This window comes from Methylobacterium gnaphalii (genome assembly GCF_007992215.1).
In the GTDB taxonomy this organism is placed as follows: domain Bacteria; phylum Pseudomonadota; class Alphaproteobacteria; order Rhizobiales; family Beijerinckiaceae; genus Methylobacterium; species Methylobacterium gnaphalii.
In genome coordinates this window covers 29,526-53,750 of record NZ_BJZV01000008.1, presented here as the reverse complement: position 1 = coordinate 53,750, position 24,225 = coordinate 29,526, and the positions used below count along the sequence as shown (strand labels likewise).

Genomic DNA, 24,225 nt, shown 5'->3' with positions numbered 1-24,225 from the left:
GTCTGACCCGGCGCATTTCAATTGGCTCATATGGAAAGGGCGGCCTCGTTGGAGGCCGCCCAATTTTCTTTGTTAGTGCAGCAGGATCGCCGCCTTGGAGAGCGTCTTGAAGATGCCCCAGGCGATGGGGATGCCAACCACAGCCCAGGCGGCGATTGCCATGATGGAGAGACCGCCGCCGCCGATCGCGGAGTTGCCGGTGGTCCGGGCCGTCATCACGCTCCCCCGGTCCAGCGCCTTCACTTCGGCGTCGCTCATGAACCACTTCGCTGCGAGGGGCCGGACGAGGAGGTTGCAGATGAAACCGACGGCGAGGAAGCCAGCGAGCACGTACATGGTGCGGCTGTAGAGCTGGAGGCCCTGCAGCCCGGCATCGACCTGCTGCTGGCGGATAAAGGTGACCAGCACCGGGCCGACGACGCCTGCGGTCGACCAGGCGGTGAGCAGCCGGCCATGGATGGCGCCGACGAACTGGGTGCCGAAGACGTCCGCGAGATAGGCCGGGATGGTGGCGAAGCCGCCGCCATACATCGACAGGATCACGCAGAAGAACACGACGAACAGAACGGTGGAGCCGAGACCCGCCGCCCAGGGAGCGCCGGCATAGAGGGCAATGCCGAGGCCGAAGAAGATCGCGTAGGTCAGCTTACGGCCGAGCTTGTCCGACATCGAGGCCCAGAAGAAGCGGCCCAGGATGTTCGCGAGCGAGAGAAGACCGACGAAGCCGGCCGCGATAGCGGCGACCTGCGTTTTGCCGGCCGCGTCGAGCGCCGAGAAACCAACGTCAGGCTGGTTGATCAGTTGGCCGCCGAAGATCTCCTGCAGCATCGGCGAGGCGAGTGCGAGCACGCCGATACCGGCGGAGACGTTGAGGCAGAGCACCAGCCAGAGCAGCCAGAATTGCGGGGTCTTGTGCGCGTTGTTGAGATGCACGTGACCCGTCGTGATGCCGGTCTTGGCAGCCGGCGGCGTCCAGCCTGCGGGATACCAGCCGGCCGGCGGGACCCGGTAGCCGAAGGCGCCGCCGAGCATGAACACGAGGTAGCCGATGCCCATGACGGCCAGCGTCTCCCAGACGCCGACACTGGTCGACGACTTGAACGTGTTGATGAGCATATCGGCGAGGGGCGAACCGATCATCGCGCCGCCGCCGAAGCCCATGATCGCCATGCCGGTGGCCATGCCGCGCCGGTCGGGGAACCATTTGATGAGCGTCGAGACCGGCGAGATGTAGCCGAGACCGAGGCCGATGCCGCCGATAAGGCCCATGCCCAGCCAGATCAGCCAGAGCTGATGAATGAACACGCCGAACGAGCCGATGAGGAAGCCCCCGCCCCAGCAGAGCGCAGCAGCGATACCCGCCTTGCGCGGGCCGGCCCGCTCGAGCCAGCCGCCAAAGATCGCGGCCGAGATGCCGAGCACCACGATGCCGATGGAGAAGACGATGACGAGGTCGCTGACTCGCCAGTCACAGGTGGTCGTGAACAGCGCCGTGAAGACGCTCATGTTCGGACAGGACTTCGCGGCTGGCTGGCCGACGCTCAGTGCGCGGGACAGCGGCAGCCAGAACACCGACAGGCCGTAGGCCATGCCGATACAGAGGTGGATCGCCAGCGCCGCAGGCGGCACGAGCCATCGGTTGAAGCCGGCTTTAGCAACGGTATGTTCGCGTGAAAGCCAGCTCGGGGCAGCAACGGGTATACCGCCGGCCTCCGCAGTGCGGGTCGTCATGGGTTGGTCTCTCCAAGGCGCTGGCCACTCACGGGCCATTTGCGTCGTCAGCCGCTCGCGCGCGGATCGCCACACCCGAGCTAGGCTGTCGCCACAGGATAGACACAAACCAAATTTGGCAACTGGAGAAGAAAAAATTTATACAAAATACTCATTCGCGGCATTCTGCCGCCGCGGCGGGCAGGACGTGCCGCTTAGCTAGGCAGGATACTCAGGCAGCGATCGCTGAAGCGGCAAGCGTGCCTTCCAAGCGGTCATGCGTGCGGTCAAACGCACCGCGGATGATCGCGACCGCATCTTCAACGGCAACCATCGTGGTCAGCGCCATGTCACCGGGCATCGTTCCCAATGTTCGGCTGGCTGCAGCAATACGATGTTCGAGCTGATTCAGCTCGTCTTCCGCGTTTGAGCCGCCGAGCGTCACGAGACGACTGAGCGTTGCTTCCAGGGCATGCGTCAAGACAAGTATTCTCACGCGCTCCCGAAGAAGCGTCCGCTCATTGTGTCTCATGTTGGAAGGTCTCGCCGATTCGCGAATACATCATCTCACCGGAGCTGGACCGGCGCAGTTTCCTTTTCGCCACAGCGACCCGCGACCCCACAAAGGCGCAGCGAATTTCCGAAACCTGATCCAAAACGGCTCGGCTAGCCGCCTGCAAGGCCATCGATGATGTCGTCCGGCACGTCGCCGAACGCCCCCAGGATGGTGCGAACCTCGCTGCCATCCCTATTCACCCGCAGCGCGAAGGCAGCCGCGCCAGGAAGCCTGCGCGCAAGTGCCTCAGCCTGGAGGAGCGCCTCGGACTGACCTCTCGCGCGCTGGCGCGTGATGGCTACGAGACGTCCATCCACGTGCTCGAAGCCCTCGACCGAGAAAGTGATCCCTTCGGCCATCCGGCACCCCCGCTCAGACACTTTCCTGCTCAGACTTAAGAACTCAGCGGATCATCGTCATCGTCTGGCTTGCCCTGAGCGCGGCTGCGTGGTCCTGATCCCGCGTCAACCTCAACCGATGTCACAACTGACATCTCGGAATCGAAGCCTCCGATGCCTGAAACGCCCGTGTTTTCCTCCGCCGCCGTCGCAGCGCCCCATCGTCTCGCCGCGGAGGCCGGGCAGATTGTGCTCGCCCAGGGCGGCAACGCCATCGAGGCGATGGTGGCCATGGCCGCGACCATCGCAGTGGTCTACCCGCACATGAATGGCATCGGCGGTGACGGATTCTGGCTGGTCCGGGAGCCCGGCGGCCGGGTGCGCGGCATCGAGGCCTGCGGCCCGGCGGGACGTCTCGCCACGATCCAGCGCTACCGCGAGAAGGGTTACGACACACTGCCCTCACGCGGGCCCGATGCTGCGATCACGGTCGCCGGCACCATCGGCGGCTGGCGCCTCGGTCTCGACCTCGCCCGCGCTCTCGGAGGGCGGCTGCCGCTGGAGACGCTTCTCGCCGACGCCATACGGCACGCGAAGGAGGGCTGCCCGGTCTCGCCCTCGGAGGAGCGCTACGTGCCGAAGGAGCTCGACACGCTCCACGACGCCCCGCATTTCGCCGCGACCTATCTCGACGGTGGAAAGCCGTTCAAGGCCGGCAGCAATCGGCGCCAGCCGAGGCTCGCTGCTACGCTCGAACAGCTTGCCCATGCCGGACTCGACGACTTTTATCGCGGCGACATCGGCCGTGAGATTGCCGCGGATCTGGAGCGGCTCGGCGCACCCGTCACACGTGCCGATCTCGAAGCCTACGCGGCTAAGGAGCGGGCGGCACTTTCGCTGAGACGCCGGGGAGCCACGATTTACAACTTCCCGCCACCGACGCAGGGCCTCGCGGCGCTGATGATCCTCGGCATTCTCGACCGGCTCGACGTGAAGTCGCCGGAGAGCACGGCGTGGTATCACGCGCTGATCGAGTCAACGAAACGCGCCTTCACGGTGCGCGACGGCGTCGTCACGGATTTCGACCGGCTGAAGGTTGATCCAGCCACGTTCCTCACGCCCGATCGCCTCGCTCGCGAGGCCGCCGCGATCAGCATGGACCGCGCTGCCGCCTTCCCGTTCAAGAAGCCCGGTGACGGCGACACCGTCTGGATGGGCGCCATCGATGCCAGCGGCATGGCCGTGTCGTTCATCCAATCGGTCTATTGGGAATACGGCTCGGGCACGGTGCTGCCGGCCACCGGCATCTGCTGGCAGAACCGCGGCATGTCCTTCTCGCTCGATCCGAGCGCCGTGAACCCGCTGGAGCCGGGCCGGCGCCCGTTCCACACCCTCATCCCGGCCATCGCGGCCTTCGACGACGGCCGCGTCATGCCCTACGGCAGCATGGGCGGCGACGGGCAGCCGCAATTCCAGGCGCAGATCTTTTCGCGATATGCGGATTACGGCATGGCACCGGCCGATGCGGTCGATGCGCCTCGCCTGCTCTTCGGCCGCACCTGGGGCGCCGAATCTCTCAGCGTGAAGGTCGAGGATCGGTTCGATCCCGGCTGCATCGCGGCCCTGCGCACCATGGGCCACGACATCGAGGAGGTCGGCGGCGCCTATATGGACACGCTCGGCCATGCCGGCATGCTGATCCGCCATCCGCGCGACGGCCGGATCGAGGCGACGCACGATCCACGCTCGGACGGCGGCGCCGCTGGACTGTAGCGGCGAGGGTGAAATCGGTGACGGAAGCGAACCGTGATCAAGCCGAGTACTGGAACGGCGATGTCGGCCAGCGTTGGGCGGCCAGCCATTCCACTCTCGACGCGGTCTTCGCACCGCTCACCGAAGCGCTCTTCATGCAGGCGGGCTTGCGCCCGGGGAACGGGGTGCTCGATATCGGCTGCGGCGCAGGGCAGACCGCTCTGCATGCCGCGCGGCAGGTGGGCGCGAGCGGCCGAGTGGTTGCCGCCGACCTCTCGAAACCGCTCCTCACTGTGGGCCGGCAGCGAGCTGCCGCCGAACCCGCGACGACGGCGCCGATCGAGTGGATCGAGGCGGACGCTCAAAGTAACGACTTCGGACAGGGTACGTTCGAGCATGCCCTGTCACGCTTCGGCGTGATGTTCTTCGACGACTCCGTGACTGCCTTCGCCAATATCTGCCGGGCCTTGGCTCCCGGCGGCCGGCTGACTTTCCTGTGTTGGCGAGCCCTGGCGGAGAATCCCTGGGTGCAGGTGCCCCGCGACGTCGTCCTTCCTCTTGTGCCGGATTACGAGGCGATGCCCACGGACGCACCGGGCCCGTTCCGCTTCGCAGATCCGCGCACCCTGTCGCCGCTCCTCGGGCAGGCGGGATTTCAAGACATCGCCTGCGAGCCTATCGACCGGCTCTTGACCCTCAGCCGTTCCGTAGACGGGCCGGCAAGAGGCGCTGTGCAGGCAGCGACCGATATCGTGATCAACCTTGGTCCGGTGGCGCGCCTCCTGCGCGACCGTGATCCAGCCCTGCGCGAACGGGCACGGGAAATCGTCGCAGACACGTTGGAAGCCCGGGTCCACGACGGCGCCGTGCGGCTCGGAGCTGCCTGCTGGCTGGTCTCGGCGCGACGCTGAGCCGGAATAATTTTGCGCACCAGACGTGCAGCCGCTTGCGCGTCAGACCCGCGGTCGGCTTAATAATACATGATAAGGAAGGTTTGCCTGACCGAGACGCCGCGCTGGCATAACCCTTGCTGATCATTCTTCGTCAGGAGAGAATGATGACAACAAGTAACAGTACACGGTGGATCCAGCTCGCGCTCGGGCTTCTCGTCATGATGACGATCTCGAGCCCGCAATATGTCTGGACGCTCTTCGTCAAACCCTTCCAAGCGACGACCGGTGCTGGGCTTCCAGCGGTCCAGGTCACCTTCACCGTCCTGATCGTCCTGCAGACCTTTTTCTCGCCGGCCCAGGGCTGGCTGATCGACCGGTTCAGTGCCAAGGGCATGATCGCATTAGGCGCGGCGCTCAGCGGCGCGGGTTGGGCCGCTGCTTCGCAGATCGACTCCCTCTACGGGCTTTATGCCACCTACGGTGTGCTCTGCGGTCTCGGCACCGGCATCGTCTATGTCGGCATCATCGGCCTGATGGTGCGCTGGTTCCCCGAGCGCCGCGGCTTCGCCGCCGGCGTCGTGGCCGCTGGATACGGCATGGGCGCGATCGCCACCACCTTCCCGATCACCGACATGATCGCCGCCTCTGGCTACCGCCACACGCTGCTCGTGTTCGGAGCGATCCTCGGTGTGGTCGGCTTCGTTGCGGCCCTCGGCCTGCGCCAGCCGAAGCCCGGCGAGACGCCCGAAATCCCGGCTGAGAAGGTTGCCAGCGCCGCCAAGGACGTCGCTCCGGGGCCAATGCTGAAGACGCCGCTGTTCTGGCTGATGTTCGCGATGATGGCGATGATGTCGACGGGGGGCCTCATGGTCGTCGCCCAGTTCGCGGCCTTCGCCAAAGAGTTTGGTGTTGCCGACGCCCTCGTCTTCGGCTTCGCCGCTCTGCCCTTCGCGCTCACCTTCGATCGCATCACCAACGGCCTGACGCGACCGTTCTTCGGCTGGGTGTCCGATAACATCGGCCGCGAGAACACCATGGCGATCGCCTTCGCCCTGGAGGCCTGCGCCATTGCCCTGCTGCTGGTCTACCGCGAGAACGCCTATGCCTTCGCGCTGCTCTCGGGCGTGGTCTTCTTCGCCTGGGGCGAGATCTTCTCGCTGTTCCCCTCGACCCTGACCGACACGTTCGGCACCAAGCACGCCACGACGAATTACGGCTTCCTGTACATGGCGCAGGGCGTCGGCTCGCTGCTTGGCGGCCCGTTCGCGGCGATGATCCATGACTCCGCAGAGAGCTGGGTGCCGGTGTTCTGCATCGCGATCGGACTCGACCTCGTGACCGCGGCGCTCGCCTGGTTCGTCCTCAAGCCAGCGCGCCGGGCCTATCTCGGCCGGCCGATGCAGGAAGCGCCGAGCGCTGCCTCGTCGCTGACGGCGAAGCCCGCGATCGGTTAACTCGGCCGGCGCCGACTCGCCAATTCCAACCGCGACGCGTAACCGGGGTCGTTCCACGACCCCGGTTTTTTCATGTCCGCTAGCAGCCGCTGCCCCTTCGATGACTGAGCCATCCGTCCCGCAGGAAGCGCGGCCCTGGCTGACCATCGTCGGCATCGGCGAGGATGGCCGCGACGGGCTCTCGCCCGCAGCCTCGGCCGCGCTCGATACGGCAGAGGTCGTCTGGGGTGGCCGGCGACATCTCGCGCTGGCGGCCCCGCTCGCCGCCGAGACGTACGTTTGGCCGAGCCCGATCGGCGAGGCCTATCCAAAAATCCTTGCTCGGCGCGGCCGGCCGACCTGCCTGCTCGCGACCGGAGACCCGTTTCACTACGGCATCGGCGCGGAGATCGCCCGACTGGTGCCGCCAGCCGAGATCCGCGCCTATCCGCAACCCTCGGCGTTCAGCCTTGCTGCCGCGCGCCTCGGCTGGCCGCTGGCGGAAACCGCATGCCTGACGCTGCATGGCCGCGCCCTCACCCGCGTCATCCCCGCGCTCCAACCGGGAGCGAAAGTTCTGGTGCTGTCCTGGGACGGCAGCACGCCGGCTGCCGTAGCCTCGCTGCTCGTCGAACGGGGGTTCTCGCGATCCCGGCTCACCGTGCTCGAAGCCATGGGCGGCCCGCGCGAACGAATCGTTTCCGCTGAGGCCGCTGGCTTCCATCACCAAGCCATCGACCCGCTCAACACGCTCGCGATCGAGGTTGTGGCCGAGCCCGGCGCGCGGGTGCTGCCGCTGGCGACCGGGCTCGACGATGGCTGGTTCGAGAGCGATGGGCAGCTCACCAAGGCCGAGATCCGGGCTGTGACGCTCGCAGCGCTGCGGCCTTTCGCAGGAAAACTGCTCTGGGATGTCGGGGCCGGCGCCGGCTCGATCTCGATCGAATGGTGCCTGCGCCATCCGTCCAACCGTTCGCTGGCGGTCGAGGCGCGACCCGACAGGGCCGAAAGGATCGTTCGCAATGCCAGCAGCCTCGGTGTGCCGGAGCGCGTGAGCGTCGTCGAAGGAGAGGCACCGGCCGCCTTCGCCGGCCTTCAGCCACCGGATGCGGTCTTCGTCGGCGGCGGCGTCTCACATCCCGGCATCCTTGCCGCCGGCCGCGAGGCGCTGCGCAGCGGCGGACGCCTCGTCGCCAACGCGGTCACGCTCGAAAGCGAAGCCGTGTTGCTCGCGGCCTTCGCCGAGACGGGCGGTGACCTACGCCGCCTCTCGGTCGCCAAGGCTTCGCCGGTCGGCGGCCTCACCGGATGGCGGCAGGCGATGCCGGTGACGCAGTGGATCTGGACCAAGCCGTGAGCCGGCCATCGCGCGACATCGTTGCCGGCGTCGGGTTTCGGCATGCCACGCAGGCAGAAGAGATCGTCACGTTGGTCGGGCGTGGGCTTGCAGCCTGCGGTCACGCCTCGAGCCGGCTGCGTGCACTCGCCACCGCGGAAGACCGCGCCGACGAAGCCGCCTTTCACGCCGCGGCCCACACGCTTGGCTGCGCGACGATCGGTCTCGCAGCGGAGGCTTTGCGCGCGGTGGACGCCGATGTGCCGACCCGCTCGGCGCGGATGGAGGCAGAGCGCGGCATCGGCTCGCTCGCGGAAGCGGCGGCCTTGGCCGGCGCCGGTGCAGGCGGCGTGCTGATCCTGCCCCGCATCGCCAGCGCCGGTGCGACCCTCGCGCTCGCGACGGTTTCCGCCTAGAGCACATCGAAATTGCCGTGACCTGCAACCCCAACGCTTCTCATGCTGAGGCGCTTCGCGAGCACCTCAGCATGAGGAATGTGGGGTTGGTGTGTCGCGGTGCGCTCACATCACCTGCGCCCGATGATCAGGCTCTCATGACTGTCCATTTCGTTGGAGCCGGGCCCGGTGCGGCCGATCTCGTCACGGTGCGGGGGCGGGATCTCATCGCCGCCTGCCCGGTCTGCCTGTATGCCGGCTCCCTGGTGGCGCCCGAGATCCTGTCCTGGTGCCCTACGGGCGCGCGGATCATCGACACCGCGCCACTCGATCTCGATGCGATCATCGCCGAGATGGCAGCGGCCCATGAGGCCGGACTTGACGTCGTACGCCTGCATTCCGGCGACCTCTCGGTCTGGAGCGCATTGGCCGAGCAGACTCGCCGGCTCGATGCCCTTGCGGTCCCCTATACGGTGACGCCCGGCGTGCCCTCGTTCGCGGCGGCGGCAGCTTTGCTGCGGCGGGAGCTGACCGTGCCCGGACTCACCCAATCCGTCGTGCTCACCCGAACCTCGGGACGCGCCAGTGCCATGCCCGAGCGCGAGACACTGGCCGCCTTCGCTGCCACTGGCGCGACGCTGGCGCTGCATCTCTCGATCCACGTCGTCGATCAACTCGTGCCCGAACTGATCCCGTTCTACGGCGCCGAGTGTCCGGCGGCCGTGGTGTTTCGCGCGACATGGCCAGACGAGCAGATCCTGACTGGAACGCTTGCGACGATCGCCGGATCGGTAGCGGAAGCCAAGCTGGAGCGGACGGCGCTGATCCTCGTCGGCCCTGCGTTGAAGCCCGAGGATTTCTCGGAATCCGCGCTCTATTCGACTGGCTACGACCGTCGTTTCCGGCCCGGCTTCGGCAGCAGTGCGAAGGGAGACGAGGCTTGAGCGCGCGCGGGCTCGTCATCGCGGCACCGCGGTCGAGCTCCGGCAAGACCACGGTGACGCTGGCGCTGCTGACGGCGCTGCGCCGTCGCGGCGTCGCGGTGCGCGGTGCGAAATGCGGGCCGGACTACATCGATCCGGCCTTTCACGAAGCGGCGACCGGTCATCCCAGTATCAACCTCGACAGCTTCGCGATGCCGGATGTGCTGCTCGACACCGCGGCAGCGCTCGCTGGCCGGGATGCCGACCTCGTCGTCGCCGAGGGCTCGATGGGGCTGCATGACGGCATCGTTGCCGGAGAGGGCCGCACCGGCGCCAATGCCGACATCGCCGCGCGCTATGGCTGGCCGGTGCTACTCGTGCTCGACGTATCTGGCGCGGCCCAATCGGCAGCAGCGGTGGCGCTCGGCTGCGCGCATTACGATCCGCGCATCCGCGTCGCCGGCGTGGTGCTCAACAAGGTCGCGAGCCCGCGCCATCGTAGGCTGGTGGAGGCGGGGCTCGCCCGCATCGGCATTCCCGTGCTCGGCGTGCTGATGCGCGATGCCGGGTTGATCCTGCCGGAACGGCATCTTGGCCTCGTCCAGGCCGGCGAGACCGCCGATCTGCTGCAGCGCCTCGAAAAGCTGGCCGATCTCGGCGAGTCCGCCCTCGACCTCGACGCGATCCTCGCGGCCGCGGGCGGCCGTGTGCCGGAGGCAGCGGGTACCCTGCCCTCTCCGCCGGGCCAGCGGATCGCAGTGGCGAAGGACGCCGCGTTCTCGTTCCTCTATCCGCACCTCGTCGCCGGCTGGCGCACGGCGGGCGCCGAACTCGTGCCGTTCTCGCCTCTTGCGAATGAGGGGCCGCCGGCGGAGTGCGACAGCTGCTGGTTGCCTGGCGGATATCCCGAGCTGCATGCCGGCCGGATCGCGGCGGCGACGCGCTTTCTCGAAGGCCTGCGCGCCTTTGCGCAGACCCGTCCGGTGCATGGCGAGTGCGGCGGCTACATGGTGCTCGGGCAGAGCCTGGAGGACGCGGACGGCACGAGGCACGCCATGGCCGAACTGCTGCCCGTCGCGACTTCTTACAAGGCGCGCAAGCTGCATCTGGGCTACCGCGTCGCCACCCTGCTCGGGGACGGGATGCTCGGGCGCGCCGGCGCCCGGCTCGTCGGCCACGAATTCCACTACGCCGCCGAGCTGACCCAACCGCCCGACCCAGAGCATGCCCTGGCACGCGTGACCGATGCGGAAGGTGTCTCGCTCGGCTGTGCCGGGCACCGCTGCGGCCGGGTCAGCGGCAGCTTCTTTCACCTGATCGCGGGGCAGACGCGCTGAGCGTCTACCCCGGCGCGGCCTCAGGCGCCGACGTTCATCTCTTCGGGTTTGGCCTTCTTGTCCATGCGCGCAGCCGTGCGCACCAGCGCGAGCAGGTCGCGGCGCAGGTCGTCATCCTCGATCGACGCATAGGCGCGCAGCACCTCGATCGCGCCCTGCGCGGAGAGGAAACCGAACACATCGTGCGAGCGGCCCTCGACCTCGCCGGACACGTCGTCATCCTCGAAGAAGGCGGAGACCGGCACTTCAAGCAGGCGCGCGATCTCGCGCAGGCGGCCGGCGCCGACGCGGTTCTGCCCCTTTTCGTATTTCTGGACCTGCTGGAAGGTCACGCCGACGGCTGTCCCGAGCGCCGTCTGGCTGAGACCCCTCGCCTTCCGCAGCGCCGTGATCCGTAAGCCGACGAGGCGATCGACGTCCGTGGTCTGTTTTGGCATCTTCGATCAAACCGGTCCTGCCGAAAGGGTGGTGCGCATCTCGAGGACCTTCGAGGGCAACACATGAACCTGCGGGCGGATTGCCCAATGACCGGACGTTGCCGGCCGTTCTCCCTCTTTTGCATTCAACCGGATTCGGTGTTGCCAGGACGGCTCGATCCCTAGGGGACCGGATGCGGAGCAGCCGCCGATGGCAACGAAATCCAGGCCTGTCGCGGTCGATTGCCGCAGCTTAGCTTCATCATAGATCGCATTGTAAAATGCAACCCTTGAATAATGTACACAAACAGCTGATCCGCCGTACTGGCCCCTGCGTCACCGCATAACGCCCACACGGCCCCAGACTTATTGGAATCATTCTGGAGTTGTGACTGCGGCCTATTGCGATCCACAACCTGGGACGAAAGCCGAACTGCCCGAGGAAAACCGCATGTTCATCGCCATGAACCGCTTCAAAGTGGTCAAAGATGCCACCCAGGACTTCGAGCAGGTCTGGCTCGGTCGCGACAGCCACCTGAAAGAAATGGACGGTTTCGTCGAATTTCACCTGCTGCGCGGGCCGGAGGCAGACGATCACGTGCTGTACGCCTCGCACACCATCTGGCGCTCCAAGGCGGATTTCGAGACCTGGACGCGCTCCGAGCAGTTCCGCAAAGCCCATGGGCGCGTCCCGGGTACCAAGCCGCTCTATCTCGGGCACCCGCAATTCGAGGGTTTCGAGGCTGTCGAGGGTTCGGCGACGCGCAGCGTTGCGGTGGCCTGAACGGCGATCGAGCCGGCGAGCCAACGCGAGCCGCCGGCTCGTCGACATCCCAGGACGCGAACCGCGGTCGGTCCTGAAGGCGTGAAGCGAGGGCTGCGGCAACCCCAGCCTCCACCAGCGGTGTCTAAGTATTCTTCACGCAAGCTTGGCCGCACAGTTTCTGTCTGTGCGTCGCGTGACCTGATGTATTTTTAATCAACGTTTCTCGACCTTTGTCCGAGTCCCGGCACCATCGACCGATGCCCGCAGCGCAGCTGCGAGGCAGCGGGCACGCACGGCCGCGCTACAGGGCGGTTTCGGTGCATGGGGCTCGGATCGAAGGGCGACCGGGGTGGGCGGCCCTGGTCGCAGTGACGCGTGCGTGATGGTCCGCTTTTGGCGGGCCGCGCTTTGGCAGCGACGGGCCACCTAGGGGGCTCGGAGATTGCTCTGATCGTGGCAGATCCCGGATGCGCGGCGCCAAACGTCTCGTTTCGGGACATTTGCCCGGTTCACCGCGAAACAACGCGAGCTCGATGTACCAGGACCGACTTACCGGACCGTTCCGCAGCCTCCCGAAGGAGGGCGAGAGCAGCCGCGCTGTCTGGACGGCGCTGATGCCCCGCCGCCGGCGCGCCGCCTTCCGCCTGTCGATCTCGGCCGCCTTGGCCCTTGCGGATCTGCTGGCGATCGTGGCCCTCGGTCTCGCGATCGAGGTCGCCTACTACTACGCCTTTACGAGTCAGCTGCTGCCGCTGAAGCAGAGCCTGAGCCTGCAACTCGGTGCGCTGGTCGGCACCATCGTGCTCGTCACCAACCTCGTGCGCGAGGAATACAGCATTGACAACTACCTCTCGCAATCGGCCCATCCGCGGCGGATAGCGACCCTGTGGCTGATGGCCTGGGCGACCGCCCTGGTGATCGGCTTCGCGACCAAGACCACCAACGACTTTTCCCGCGTGGTCTCGGTGGTGTTCTTCGTGGCCGGCCTGCCGGCGATGCTGATCGTACGCGCCACCATGGTCGGCCTGGTGCGCCGCGCCGTAACGCCGGCCTCGGCCTCGGTCAGCCGCATCCATCTCGTTGGCTTCGAGGAGGACATCGCACGGTTTTACGAGAACAACAGCGCGAGCGAACTCGGCCTGCGGGTGATCGGTACGAGCTACCTGCGCCGCCCAGAGCCGGAGGCGGATGCCGAGACCCGGCAGGCGCTGCTCTCGGAAGACCTCGAACTCGCCGTCTCTGTGGTGCGCTTCCTCCGGCCGGATGACGTCTTCGTGCTGGTGCCCTGGGCCGATACGGCGGATGTCGAGCGCTGCATCGATGCCTTCCTTCGCGTGCCGGCCGCCCTGCACCTGCGTCCGGGCGCCATGCTCGATCGCTTTCCCGATCTGCAGGTCGCCCGCGTCGGGCGCCTCAACGGCCTCAATATCGGCCGCCGGCCGCTCACCCTCGGCGAGGTTCTGCTGAAGCGCTGCTTCGATATCTTGATGGCGACGATCGCGCTGATCCTGCTTGCACCGCTCCTGATCGCCGTTGCCGTGCTGATCAAGCTCGACAGCCCCGGCCCGGTCTTCTTCCGCCAGCGGCGCTACGGCTTCAACCAGCAGGCCTTCGGCGTCTTCAAGTTCCGCAGCATGAAGGTGGAGAAGAACGCCGTCTTCCGGCAGGCAAGCAGGGTCGACGATCGCATCACCCGCGTCGGCGCCATGCTGCGCAAGACCAACATCGACGAACTCCCGCAGCTCCTCAACGTGATCCGGGGCGAGATGTCGCTCGTCGGTCCGCGCCCGCACGCGCTCGCCCACGACCGCAGCTTCGAGCGCCGCATTGCGCTCTACGCCCGCCGTCACAACGTGAAGCCCGGCATTACCGGCTGGGCCCAGGTCAACGGCTTCCGCGGCGAGACCCTGACGGATGCGGATATGGAGAAGCGCGTGCAGGCTGACCTGCACTACATCGACAACTGGTCGATCTGGCTCGACATCAAAATCATGATCCAGACCGTGATCTCGCCGCGGGCTTATCGGAACGCGTTCTAAGGGTCCCGGGAGCGATGACCGTCATTCCGGGTCTCGCTTTGCGGTCCCGGAATGACGTGGTGGATGCGATCGCTGCGGTTCAGGCGGCGCTGACTGACCTTGGCGCAGCGAGCGTCCACTGACGCTGCACCCATCCTGCGACCCGCGTGAGGTCGACCTGACTGAGCCCGTGCCCGGCCGGCAGGACCGCGTGTTCAACGTCGGCACCTGCGTCGCGCAACTGGCCGGCGAGACGGCTGGCATTCTCCGCCGGTACGATCGAATCGACCATGCCGGAGAGCAGCAGCACCGGCTTCCCCGCGAGATCGGCCACGGGCGGCGTCGACAGCGGCACCATCGCGCGCAGCAGCACCGCACCGGCCAGGGCCTCCGGCCGCAGCAGCAGCGTGGCGGCAGCGATATTCGCACCATTCGAGAAGCCGAGGGCGATGGGTGCGGCGAGACCGTAGGCGGCCCGCGCCTCCTCCACGAAATCAGCCAGATCGTCGGCGCGCCGGCGGATGTCTGCCTCGTCGAACACGCCCTCCGCCAGGCGCCGGAAGAAGCGCGGCATGCCGTTCTCCAGCACCTGGCCGCGCGGTGAGACAAGGGCCGAGCCCGGCGCTGCTGCGCGACCCAGCGGGATGAGATCGGCCTCGTCGCCGCCGGTGCCATGCAGGAGCAGAAGGGGCGGACGGCCGGTTTCCGTGGCCGGCTCGAAGCGGTGGACGAAGGACAGGGTCTTTGCATTCGACATGGCAGCCTCCTGGAAAGGATCGGCCCCGTCCCGGGAAGGACGGGGCCTCGGGTCAGGCGACCTTCGGAAGCACTTCCTCGATCTGCGCGCGATGCGCCTCGAGGAAGGGCGGCAGCTTGAGGGCGCGGCCCAGCGTCTCCACCGGCTCGTCCACGGCGAAGCCGGGGATGTCGGTGGCAATCTCGAACAGCACGCCGCCCGGCTCGCGGAAGTAGATCGAGCGGAAGTACTGACGGTCGCGCTGCTCCGTGACGACGAGCCCGTGAGTCTCGGTGAGCGTCCGCGCCATCGCCTCCTGCACCGCGTCGTCCGCGGCCCGGAAGGCGATGTGGTGAACGGAGCCCGCTCCCGGCCGGCCGCGCAGGAAGCCGCCGACCGCCCGCAGCGTCACGAACCCGCCCTGCCCCGCTCCGCTGCCGAAGCGGATGCTCGATCCTTCCCGTGCGGTCTCGTGGAAGCCGAGAACGCCCGTCAGGATCGCCGCCGTTTTCTCCGCTTCCCCCAGCAGCAGCGTCACGCCGTGGAAGCCGCGGATGGCATGTTCGGCCGGCACCTCATCGCCGGCATACGCGCCCTCCTCCGCATCCTCGACGCCGACCAAGGCCAGCATCATCCCGTCGGGATCGCGGAAGCGCAGGACCGGCTCGCCGAAAACGTGCGTCGGCGCCTCGTGCAGGACGCCTTTCTCGACCAGACGATGCGTCCACCAGCCGATCGAGGCGCGCGGCACACGGAAGGCCGTCTCCTGCGTCTCCCCGATCCCGACGCGGCCGGAGGCAGCGTTGTCGAAGGGAAAGAAGGTCAGGATCGTGCCAGGCCGGCCGGTCTCATCGCCATAATACAGGTGGTAGGTGCCAGGATCGTCGAAATTGACCGTCTTCTTCACAAGCCTCAGGCCGAGAACCTGGGTGTAGAAGTCGAGGTTGCGCTGGGCCGGGCCAGCATAGGCGGTGACGTGATGGATGCCGTGCTCGGACATGGCCGGGTCTCCTGTCGGCTGCGCCCGCTGACGCCGCCGTTCTGCGATGGACGTAATCTGGAGCTTGCGGATCACATTGAAAACGGAAACAACGGAAATGCATCGTTTCCGTTATTGAGCTTATGGCATTTCCCGATTTCGAGGCCTGGGCGATCTTCGCGCGTGTGGCCGAGACCGGATCCATCAGCCGGGCCGCCGGTGAGTTGGGCCTCGCAAAAGGCACCGTCTCCAAGGCCCTGGCCCGGCTGGAGGCGCGGATCGGGGCACGCCTCTTCCACCGTACCTCGCGCCGGCTCACCCTGACGGAGGCTGGGCGTGCGGCCCGGGAGGGAGCCGCCCGCATCCTGGCGGCGGGCGAGGCGCTCGAGACCGAGGCCAGCGCCGCCACGAGTATGCCGCGCGGGCTGGTGCGACTCGCCGCGCCGATGTCCTTCGGGCTGCGTCACGTCGCGCCGCTTTTGCCCGAGATGCTCACGGATCTGCCCGAGGTCTCGGTGGACCTTCATCTCAGCGACGCGCTGGTCGACCTCGTCGGCGGCGGCTTCGATATCGGTCTGCGGATCGCAGCGCTCGCCGATTCCTCGCTGCGCGCGCGGCGCCTCTGCACAGTCGGCCGTTCGCTGGTGGCGAGCCCCGACTATCTCGAGCGGCACGGCCGCCCGGCGCATCCGCGCGACCTCGCCGGACATGCATGTCTCGGCTACGCCTATCTGCCGACGCCCGACCGCTGGCACTTCACCGGGCCGGACGGGGTAGAGACGGTCGTCGTGCCGACGGGTCGGCTGCGGGCCAACAATGCCGATGCCCTCGCCCCGGCCCTGCTGGCTGGGCTCGGCTTGGCGGTGCAGCCCGATTTCATGATCTGGGGAGACCTGGCGGCTGGACGGCTGGAACGCGTGCTTCCGGACTGGTCGCTGCCACCCATCGCCCTCCACCTCGTCACGCCACCTGGCGAACCGCGTCCGGCCCGCGTCATCGCCGTCATTGACGCGTTGGCGCGGGCGTTCTCCGAGGCAGCCTGGTCGCGAAAGACCAGAGCGTAGGGCCGTCGCCGCTCAGCAGCGCGACGGGCCGAGCCCTGGGCGGCATGGCGGAGACGCCGACTCGGCCGTCACCGCTCTCAAAAAGGCCGCGGTCCTGCCACTTGCTGCAACCGCGAAGCCCGGCAGAAACCGTACGCTCCAGAAGGCATGCCTGCGCGATATCGACCGAAAAGATCGTTCGATTTCAGACCCTTCCTGCCGTTGGCGCACAAACCAGTCGCCTTCGGCGATCATTTCGCTATGCGGCACCATCGTCAGTGCGGCGACGACGAAACCCCGATGCTTGGGGACGTTGCAAGCCGTAGGCGTTCCATGTCGTCGGTGTCCGCTGCCAACGTGTCTTATAAGAATAATCTCCTCTCCGCTCTCGCCGCCGACGACGCCACCTGGCTCGAAGCCCATCTGGAACCGGTCACGTTGCCCCTGGGCACCGTGATCGTCGAGCCGGACCAGCCGATCGCGCACGCCTACTTCATCGAGGAGGGGCTGTGCTCGGTAGTGTCGCGCCAGGTCGGCGGAGGACGCGTCGAGATCGGCCTGTTCGGCCGCGACGGTGTCTCCGGCACCGCGCTGCTGCTCGGGGCCGACCGCATTCCCCACGAGATCTTTCTGCAGGTTGCCGGGCGCGGTCACCGCATCACCGCGGAGGTGCTCAAGCGCGCAACGGAGCGCAGTTCCGGCTTCCGCGACCTGCTGCTGCGCTACACCCAGACCTACCTGATCCAGATCGCTCAGACCGCTTTGGCCAACGCAGCCGCGCCGGCCGAGGAGCGTCTGGCCCGGTGGCTGCTGATGTATCACGACCGGCAGGACGGCGACGACCTGTCGGTGACGCACGACTTCCTCTCGATGATGCTCGGGGTGCGCCGGCCCACCGTGACGGTGGCGATCCATATTCTGGAAGGCGCCGGCCTGGTCCGGGCGCGGCGCGGGCGCATTACGGTGCTTGACCGCCAGGGTCTCGAAGATGCGGCCGGCGAGAGCTACGGCGCGGCCGAGGCGGAATACGAGCGATTGATCGGCCCGCTGCGGCGGGACGCGCCGGTGAGTTTCGACAGAACGGTCGCGTAGAGGATCCCGGCGACCAGCGCGCGGGCCTCGCCGATCACCGCAAGTACGTCGTGCGGTCAGCAGCGCGCGGGCCTTAGACTTGCGGCAAGGCGCGGCTTGTCGCGCAGGACATCTGGCACCGGGACCCTCGCCGCGGACAGATCGGGTAGCTCGCCTCCCTCTTCGTCCTGGACGAACACCTTTCACCCAGGTGTTGAGGCAGGTTGCAGCCGCCTATCCTTCCTTTAGCAGCCTCTCGTACTCGGCCTCGGCGAGGCCGTACGACGCCGCGGCGAGCGCCAGGAGCTTATCCCGGTCGAGCACAGTGATCCGGCCGCGCTGGGCGCGGATCATGCCGGCACCCTCCAGCGTATGTGTCGCCGTCGTCACGCCGGGCCGCCGCACGCCGAGCATCAGGGAGAGGAACTCGTGCGTGATCGGTAACTCGTCCCGGCCGAGGCGATCTTGCGCCATGACGATCCAGCGCGCGAGCCGCGCCTCGATGTTGAAGTCGGCATTGGCGTAGACCGTCTGGCCGACCTGAACGATCAGGCTCTGGACATAGCGGCCCAGCGCCCCGCGGAGCGTCCGGCTCATGCCGAGCGCCTCGTCCAACACAGGTGCCGGAACCGCAAGCGCTCGCCCCTCGGTCTGGACCAGGGCAACATGCGGGGATCGGTCAGTGCCGAGTAGGAGGGGCACGCCAACCATGCCCTCGTATCCAACGATGCCGATCTCGACGCGGTCAGCGGCCGGGCGCATCGTATCCGCCAGCAGTGAGACCAGCCCCTCCTCGATGAAATAGGCGTGGCCGATAGGCTGGTTCGCCTCCGTGAGGTGCTGGCCCAGCGTCAGCTGAACCGGCTCGAACGCCCCTGCGAGCAGACGGTAATCATCTGGATCGAGCGCGCGCAGCAGCCTGTTCTGCAAACGAAGTTGATGAGGCTGATACAAGTATTTCCTCACATAAGATAATGAGGCTCAATACCTCATATAACGTGCGATACCGTACAATACCATAGATCAGATCTCTACCCGGCCGAAACGATAAGCTTGAACCTCTCAGGACGGTACGTTGTAGAACACAAGAACCGTCAAGCCTTTCCCTTCAGCTGCGCAACTCTACGATTCCATTGCGAAACGACATGTTCAAGGGATCGGCAGTGAACAGGCCGGGAGATGAGACGTTGAGTACCGTCCCTCAGCCATGGCTCACCTAACCAACGCCAACCCAGGCCTTTCAGGCGGCCGTCCTCCTTCACGGCGCCGATCATTTCGACACAGGGATTTCATCATGGCCCTTACGCTCGAAGAATCTTTCGCCGACGAGAGTCTGGATTTTACTGAGGAGCCGACGCAATCGCCGGGTATTCCTGAACTCATCCGGCAGCACCTCGAAACCGTACTCGACCAGACGTTTTGGCCGCTCGACACCTCGGTAACCGACGATGGCGAGCGACAGTTTACAGAACTGTTGGCCCGGCTTGGGCGCGCGCTGACCGCCCAGGAAGCGTGCGACGCGCGTGCCTTCCACGACGAATTCCTAGCCTTTATGCCGAACATGCGCCGGTTCGCGCTCTCGCTGACCAAGGACAAGGTGCGCGCCGACGACCTCGTGCAGGACACGTTGCTCAAGGCGTGGCGCGGCCGTGCGCGCTACGCCGCCGATACCAACCTTGGTGCTTGGCTCTTCACGATCATGCGCAACGTGTTCTACTCGAACTACCGCAAATCCTGCCGCGAGGTCGCCATGAGCCCAGGCGACGAGGGTGGTCGGCTGGTCTCGATCCCCGAGCAGCCCGGCCGGCTCGACCTTCAGGATATGGCGATCGCGCTGACCAAGCTGCCTGACACGATGCGCCAGGCCCTGGTGCTCGTCGCCATCGAGAACCTGTCTTACGAAGAGGCCGCCTCAGTGATGAACTGCAAGATCGGCACGGTGAAAAGCCGGGTCTGGCGGGCGCGCGAGCAGATTGCAGGTCTGCTCGGCCTCGACATGGACGAGATCGGCGCCGACCGGGTCACCATGTCCGTAGTGAATGGCTCGGGCCTCGCTGCCGCGTCCTGATCGGTCAGCATTGTCTGGAGCGGACCGCGAAAACGTGACAACGGTCTGCCGCGCTACGCCTGCCCCACCCTTTGAAACGATCACCGCGTTACGTGATCCAGCGAGCCGTTGATGCCCTCGCAGCCGCCCATCCCTTTCGCCGAGATCAGGGCTCGCGCCTATGAGCTGTGGGACCGGAATCACCGGCCCGAGGGCAGTGAGATCACCTTCTGGCTACTGGCCGAGCGCGAGCTTCGCGCCGAGCGCGCCGCACAGGCGGCAGCCGAGCCCCCGAGCACGGAACAGGACGACGAACCGCACGGCACAGACTAGCGGCGTGAGCGGTGGTCAGGGTCTCTCAGTTCGAACACGGACCGCTACTCCGCCGCGAGCGCTGCAGGCTCATGAGGAGCTGGTCCACGACGATCCTTCGGGTCCCGAAGCGACCGGCCTCGCCGAGGTGGCTGGCATGAGCTTCGACCCTCTGATGCAAGCGGCCACCATCGAGCACGCCCTCGGCAACCAGTTCTTCGATGAGCAGAGTGACGACAGCGGCTGTCTGGTCGGCGGATTCAGCCGTCTGTCGGTGAATTTCGCCGAGCTTCTCCGCTGTGCTGCTCAGAAAATTTCCGAATCTTAATTCGAGATCCAGGATACGCGCCTCGAGATCGTCACTCATCTGTACTTTCCCACGAGGCTCTCGCCGGTTGCATCGCTACTGAGCAGCTTTCGTCATTTGCAGCGGAGTCTCGCGAAAGTCATAGCATATTTCACGACGTGGGATCCAGTGGCGAAAACTGTTATCAAGTCAGTTTAGTGGGCGAGTACCCAGATTCCGTAAGTCTTACCGGATCATATACCGACGTTTCTTCAATCACTCGCACTGCACCATTGCGTCTGTCTCGCACGCGAGGCCGCATTCGCACCGGCTCGGTGGCGTCTTCGTGCCGCATTACCCAGCGCGGCGGCCGTACCCACGGAGAAGCCGGCAACGGCCTCGACCGGTTACTGGGTTTGATTGGTCGGGGCGCGATCGGCCTTAGCGGACGTCAACGAGTCGAGAAGGCCGAGATAGAAGGCGACGGGACGTTCAGTCCGCGTTTCCAGGGCACTGACCTCCGTAGCGTGCGTGATATCGCGCGTCGGCGAGCGCGCCATGTTCGCGGCGAGCGATGCCTTGATCTCGGGATGACTCAGCAGCACCTTCGCGAAGTCGTCGCGCGTCAATTCGAAGACGAGGCTTTGCGTCACGGCAGCGACGGGCGCTGGATGAGGCAGGCCGGAGAGGAAGGCCCGTCGTCCGAAGGCCTGGGTCGCAACGTAACGCTCCTCGATGAAGCCGGGACGGTCGGGCCGCACGCGCGTCCTCTTCATCAAGCCCTCGCCAACGATGAAGAGGGACGGACGAACCGCGCCCGCCGCAATGAGGCTGGCGCCCGCCTGAACCTTCAATTCGATGAGAACGTCGGCGATCTCGGCCTGGACGTCCGCGGCGAGGCCACGGAACATGCCGCATTGCTGCACGAGCACGCGCCGGTCGACGATCCGGTCTGCGACGCGGATCCGACGCTCGGCGTTGACGACCTCCTGCTTGGGATAGGCCACCACGATCCCGGCATCGCGCAGATGCGCCAGGATGCTCTTGATGACGGCGTGATCGGAGGACAGCCCGTTATCGTGGTTCGCGATCACGTAGCGGATCGCGTAGAGCACACCATCCCGATCCAGCCGGATGGCGTGAACCCTCGGCGCGTCGACCAGCGCAACGCCTGAAGCGCCAATCACACCGGCGAGCAGGATCCGCTCGGCGCTCTCGGCCGTCACGTCGTAGTCGAGGCAGATCTCGAGGACGCGCTGCTCGCTCTTGTCCGGCCGGTCGAAATTCGTGATCGACGCCGTCCCGAGCGCGACGTTCGGGATCGTCACGAGGCGGCGCGCCTTTGTCAGGATCGTCGTGCTGCGCCAGGTCGACTGGACAACGACACCGTCGACGTCACCGATCCTGACGCGGTCGCCTACCGTGAAGGCGTTCTCGACATTGACGGCGGCCCCGTTGAAGACCGCGAGGATGACATCCTTGAGCGCGAGTCCGACGATCGCAAGACTGAGTCCGCCCGCCGCAACGACGGCGCCGAGATCCCAACCATAGACCCCCGTCATGATGACGGCGGCACCGGCGACGAGCACCACGAGGCTCGCCGTATCGCCGATCAGGTGCGGCAGCGCCGTGCCGGCCCTCTGCTCCAACAGGCCGTGGATGAGATCGCGCCGCACGAAGCGTGCGACCAGCAGGGTCGCGATGCCGAGCAGAAGGGCCGTCTCGCCACGCCGGACGGCCTCGAAAATGATGCCGGTGACGAAAGAGAACGGTCGGGCGAACAGATCTTCGGAGAGGAGCAGCGCCGAGGCCGCCAGGAAGGAGACAATCAGCGCCAGCGGCAACCGCGAGACGATCTGGGTCGGCATCAGGCGGCCTTCAGATCGAACTGAAAGCCGACGCGGCCCGGCTCGCCTTCGAGGAGCGAAAGCGACCCGTTGAATTGCTCGAGCGTGAGACGTGCCAGAATCAGCGGGTTGCCGGCGTCTTTCTCCGACGCGGCGCCGAATGTCACCACCTCGTCGAGGCTCGGTGGGGTGCCGCGCCAGGTGCCCGTTCCGGCGACGCGTCCGACGACCGAGCCGCCCTCCACCTTGAGGGCGACGACGATCACCGTCGCATCGGAGCGCTTCATCACAGTCTGGATGATGGACCGCAGCGCGGCACGCAGAAGGGGGGCGTTGCAGCGCACCGGCGGCAGGCCGGCTGGCACGGCGAGCTGGATGGCCGGCGCGCTTCCGGCCTCGCCTGTGACCTCGGCAGCCAGGGAGGCGAGGTCGACAGGCTCCGGTTCGACGCGGGTCAGGCGGTCGCGCATCAGCAGCATCGTCGACTGATCGTCGACGGCCGCGTTCAGGCGACGGATCTCCGTTGCGGCGAAGGCGAGGGCCGGCCCCGAAGCCTGGGGGTTGTCCTTCATCGCCCTGTCGATCGCACCCTGCACGGCGGTGAGCGGATCGCGGATCAGGAGAACGAGTTCGGTGAGAAGGCCGAGCTTCCAGGCATCGAGATCGTGGAGCGACTGGCTGATCTGGTCGTAGGCCCGGGCCTTGGTCCGCAGTTCCTGAAGACGGCCGGAGAAGCTCCGCTCCAGCCGGGCGCGCAGGGCGCGGAACTGGAACAGGCCGACGAGGATCACGGCGAGCAGCAGCGTGGTGGCGATCGTCGTGTAGAACAGGATGCGGTTGCGAGCCTCGGCAAGCGCTCCCGTCAGATCCTCCGCAACCGTGATGTGGATGACGGGTTGCCGGCTGACGTCTTCGATCGGGATCGTCTGCACGAACAGCTCGTGTCCCCCGCTGCGCGTGGCTTGCGGAGCGGCATCGGCCGGGCTGTAGGGCGCCTCGGCCAGAAGGTCCCGGACCTCCGGGCGCGAGAAGCGGATGTAGAGGACATCGTTCTTCGTGAGCTCGGTGGCCCCGCGCGTCCGGTCGAGGGTCTCGGCCGTGCGACGGTCGAGGGCGAACGCGAAATCGAGGCCCGTCGCCTGGGCTGCGATCTGGAGCGCATCCCAGGGCGAGCTTCCGAGTTCGACGTTGCCGGCGAAAGTATCCCCCGAGATCACCGGCGCGATCACGCGCAGCTCCGGCCCGATGCGGCCGATCTCCAGCCCGGCCACGGGCACGCGCGACTTCATGACGGCCGACACCATCGAGCGCTCCGCCAGGCTGTCCCCGAAGAGATCGGGGCGGTGCGCACGGAAGAAGTTGACGTCGGCGTTCACCTGGAAGCCGAGGATGGTGACGGCGAAGCGCGGCTTCAGGACCTGCTCGAACAGGGGAACCGACCGGCGGGCCAGTTCGGCCCGGTCACGCTGCATGAGAGCCGCCACGATGGACGGATCGCGCGCGATGATCTCTGCACCGAGCCGGATCGCCTGGAGACGGGCCTCGGAGGCCTCGCGGTAGATGGTCTCGAACCGGGTCGCCCGGGTCTGGGCGTCGTGGATCAGGGCGTAGCGGGCACCGGCATATTGGCTGACGCCGGCCAGCACGCCACCTCCCACTATGACCACCGCGACGACGAGCGCGACGATGAGCTGACGGCGGTCAAGGCTTCGACCCTCGCCAACGGCATCGAAACCGGCCTCCGGCCTTGTCGGGAAAGCGATCGTCTTCTCGGCCGTGATCATGCGCTCGCGACGTACTCATGCGCCGGCGCCGTCGGGTCGAATGCGGCGGCAGCGGCGTCCTCCCGGAGTCGTGGCATCGCGTTCTCTCGGCCGTGCGTCGTTCAAGGGTGGGGCTGGACTGGACCGACACCGGGGTGCGGTGTCGGCCAGTCCGAAACTCCTGCCCGATGGCGAGAAGCGAGTCTGTAACGATCCAGCAATACCGGTATTTAGCCGGCGGCGATCGACTTGCTTTCAACGCTATTCG

Annotated in this window: 23 protein-coding genes; 13 read left to right on the top strand and 10 right to left on the bottom strand. The window is 66.6% G+C overall.

Annotated features, from left to right (window positions below; translation table 11 throughout):
• Positions 1-72 precede the first annotated feature (72 nt).
• From MGN01_RS09255 to MGN01_RS09245, 3 genes are all read right to left on the bottom strand, one after another.
• A complete protein-coding gene (locus tag MGN01_RS09255; RefSeq protein WP_147046320.1) occupies positions 73-1,731 on the bottom strand; it encodes an OFA family MFS transporter in 1,659 nt (552 codons plus the stop codon).
• A 211-nt stretch (positions 1,732-1,942) separates the two neighbouring features.
• Positions 1,943-2,191, bottom strand: a complete 249-nt coding sequence (locus MGN01_RS09250; RefSeq protein ID WP_238257929.1) for a hypothetical protein — start codon at positions 2,189-2,191, stop codon at positions 1,943-1,945.
• 185 nt (positions 2,192-2,376) lie between these two features.
• Complete coding sequence (locus MGN01_RS09245) at positions 2,377-2,625, bottom strand: hypothetical protein (protein ID WP_147046318.1); 249 nt, start codon at positions 2,623-2,625, stop codon at positions 2,377-2,379.
• 153 nt (positions 2,626-2,778) lie between these two features.
• Between MGN01_RS09245 and MGN01_RS09240 the strand changes: the two genes are divergently transcribed.
• From MGN01_RS09240 to MGN01_RS09210, 7 genes are all read left to right on the top strand, one after another.
• Positions 2,779-4,377 carry a gamma-glutamyltransferase family protein gene (locus MGN01_RS09240; RefSeq protein ID WP_147046317.1) on the top strand — a complete coding sequence of 533 codons (1,599 nt, stop codon included), beginning with the start codon at positions 2,779-2,781 and terminating at the stop codon, positions 4,375-4,377.
• Between the two features lie 17 nt (positions 4,378-4,394).
• Positions 4,395-5,267, top strand: coding sequence for a class I SAM-dependent methyltransferase (locus MGN01_RS09235; protein ID WP_147046316.1), 873 nt, complete (start codon positions 4,395-4,397; stop codon positions 5,265-5,267).
• Positions 5,268-5,410: 143 nt separating this feature from the next.
• Positions 5,411-6,703, top strand: coding sequence for an oxalate/formate MFS antiporter (oxlT, locus tag MGN01_RS09230; protein WP_147046315.1), 1,293 nt, complete (start codon positions 5,411-5,413; stop codon positions 6,701-6,703).
• A 100-nt stretch (positions 6,704-6,803) separates the two neighbouring features.
• Positions 6,804-8,039, top strand: coding sequence for a precorrin-6y C5,15-methyltransferase (decarboxylating) subunit CbiE (cbiE, locus tag MGN01_RS09225; RefSeq protein WP_147046314.1), 1,236 nt, complete (start codon positions 6,804-6,806; stop codon positions 8,037-8,039).
• Positions 8,018-8,434 carry a cobalamin biosynthesis protein gene (locus MGN01_RS09220; RefSeq protein WP_147046435.1) on the top strand — a complete coding sequence of 139 codons (417 nt, stop codon included), beginning with the start codon at positions 8,018-8,020 and terminating at the stop codon, positions 8,432-8,434. Before cbiE ends, MGN01_RS09220 begins: the two co-directional genes overlap by 22 nt.
• 137 nt (positions 8,435-8,571) lie before the next feature.
• On the top strand, positions 8,572-9,357 hold the full coding sequence (gene cobM / locus MGN01_RS09215; protein ID WP_147046313.1) for a precorrin-4 C(11)-methyltransferase: 786 nt from the start codon (positions 8,572-8,574) through the stop codon (positions 9,355-9,357).
• A complete protein-coding gene (locus MGN01_RS09210) occupies positions 9,354-10,673 on the top strand; it encodes a cobyrinic acid a,c-diamide synthase CobB (protein WP_147046312.1) in 1,320 nt (439 codons plus the stop codon). The genes cobM and MGN01_RS09210 overlap by 4 nt, the downstream gene beginning before the upstream one ends.
• Before the next feature lie 20 nt (positions 10,674-10,693).
• On the opposite strand, the gene MGN01_RS09205 is transcribed toward MGN01_RS09210, so the two are convergent.
• Positions 10,694-11,110 carry a helix-turn-helix domain-containing protein gene (locus MGN01_RS09205; RefSeq protein WP_147046311.1) on the bottom strand — a complete coding sequence of 139 codons (417 nt, stop codon included), beginning with the start codon at positions 11,108-11,110 and terminating at the stop codon, positions 10,694-10,696.
• Between the two features lie 430 nt (positions 11,111-11,540).
• Here MGN01_RS09205 and hmuQ point away from each other — a divergent pair, with 430 nt between their 5' ends.
• Both hmuQ and MGN01_RS09195 read left to right on the top strand, forming a co-directional pair.
• Positions 11,541-11,873 carry a heme-degrading protein HmuQ gene (gene hmuQ, locus MGN01_RS09200; RefSeq protein WP_147046310.1) on the top strand — a complete coding sequence of 111 codons (333 nt, stop codon included), beginning with the start codon at positions 11,541-11,543 and terminating at the stop codon, positions 11,871-11,873.
• Positions 11,874-12,388: 515 nt separating this feature from the next.
• The gene (locus tag MGN01_RS09195) at positions 12,389-13,894 is read left to right on the top strand and encodes an undecaprenyl-phosphate glucose phosphotransferase (RefSeq protein ID WP_147046309.1); all 1,506 of its coding nucleotides are present in this window, start codon (positions 12,389-12,391) and stop codon (positions 13,892-13,894) included.
• 79 nt (positions 13,895-13,973) lie between these two features.
• On the opposite strand, the gene MGN01_RS09190 is transcribed toward MGN01_RS09195, so the two are convergent.
• Both MGN01_RS09190 and MGN01_RS09185 read right to left on the bottom strand, forming a co-directional pair.
• The gene (locus MGN01_RS09190; protein ID WP_147046308.1) at positions 13,974-14,630 is read right to left on the bottom strand and encodes an alpha/beta hydrolase; all 657 of its coding nucleotides are present in this window, start codon (positions 14,628-14,630) and stop codon (positions 13,974-13,976) included.
• A gap of 52 nt (positions 14,631-14,682) precedes the next feature.
• Complete coding sequence (locus MGN01_RS09185) at positions 14,683-15,609, bottom strand: ring-cleaving dioxygenase (protein ID WP_147046307.1); 927 nt, start codon at positions 15,607-15,609, stop codon at positions 14,683-14,685.
• 122 nt (positions 15,610-15,731) lie between these two features.
• Here MGN01_RS09185 and MGN01_RS09180 point away from each other — a divergent pair, with 122 nt between their 5' ends.
• Both MGN01_RS09180 and MGN01_RS09175 read left to right on the top strand, forming a co-directional pair.
• Positions 15,732-16,652 carry a LysR family transcriptional regulator gene (locus MGN01_RS09180; protein ID WP_147046306.1) on the top strand — a complete coding sequence of 307 codons (921 nt, stop codon included), beginning with the start codon at positions 15,732-15,734 and terminating at the stop codon, positions 16,650-16,652.
• A 240-nt stretch (positions 16,653-16,892) separates the two neighbouring features.
• Entirely contained in the window at positions 16,893-17,723 is an 831-nt protein-coding gene (locus MGN01_RS09175; RefSeq protein ID WP_306437174.1) for a Crp/Fnr family transcriptional regulator, read from the top strand.
• Between the two features lie 213 nt (positions 17,724-17,936).
• On the opposite strand, the gene MGN01_RS09170 is transcribed toward MGN01_RS09175, so the two are convergent.
• Positions 17,937-18,656 (bottom strand): Crp/Fnr family transcriptional regulator, encoded by a 720-nt coding sequence (locus tag MGN01_RS09170; RefSeq protein ID WP_147046305.1) that lies wholly within the window; start codon positions 18,654-18,656, stop codon positions 17,937-17,939.
• 340 nt (positions 18,657-18,996) lie between these two features.
• On the opposite strand from MGN01_RS09170, the gene MGN01_RS09165 reads away from it, so the two are divergent.
• Complete coding sequence (locus tag MGN01_RS09165; RefSeq protein WP_147046304.1) at positions 18,997-19,770, top strand: sigma-70 family RNA polymerase sigma factor; 774 nt, start codon at positions 18,997-18,999, stop codon at positions 19,768-19,770.
• Between the two features lie 111 nt (positions 19,771-19,881).
• Positions 19,882-20,082, top strand: coding sequence for a DUF2934 domain-containing protein (locus MGN01_RS09160; protein ID WP_147046303.1), 201 nt, complete (start codon positions 19,882-19,884; stop codon positions 20,080-20,082).
• A gap of 25 nt (positions 20,083-20,107) precedes the next feature.
• Here the strand turns inward: MGN01_RS09160 and MGN01_RS09155 are convergent, their stop codons facing one another.
• The 3 genes from MGN01_RS09155 to MGN01_RS09145 form a co-directional block, all read right to left on the bottom strand.
• Entirely contained in the window at positions 20,108-20,428 is a 321-nt protein-coding gene (locus MGN01_RS09155; RefSeq protein WP_147046302.1) for a hypothetical protein, read from the bottom strand.
• A 326-nt stretch (positions 20,429-20,754) separates the two neighbouring features.
• Entirely contained in the window at positions 20,755-22,215 is a 1,461-nt protein-coding gene (locus MGN01_RS09150) for a mechanosensitive ion channel family protein (RefSeq protein ID WP_147046301.1), read from the bottom strand.
• Positions 22,215-23,978 carry a cache domain-containing protein gene (locus MGN01_RS09145; RefSeq protein ID WP_147046300.1) on the bottom strand — a complete coding sequence of 588 codons (1,764 nt, stop codon included), beginning with the start codon at positions 23,976-23,978 and terminating at the stop codon, positions 22,215-22,217. The genes MGN01_RS09150 and MGN01_RS09145 overlap by 1 nt, the downstream gene beginning before the upstream one ends.
• Positions 23,979-24,225 lie beyond the last annotated feature (247 nt).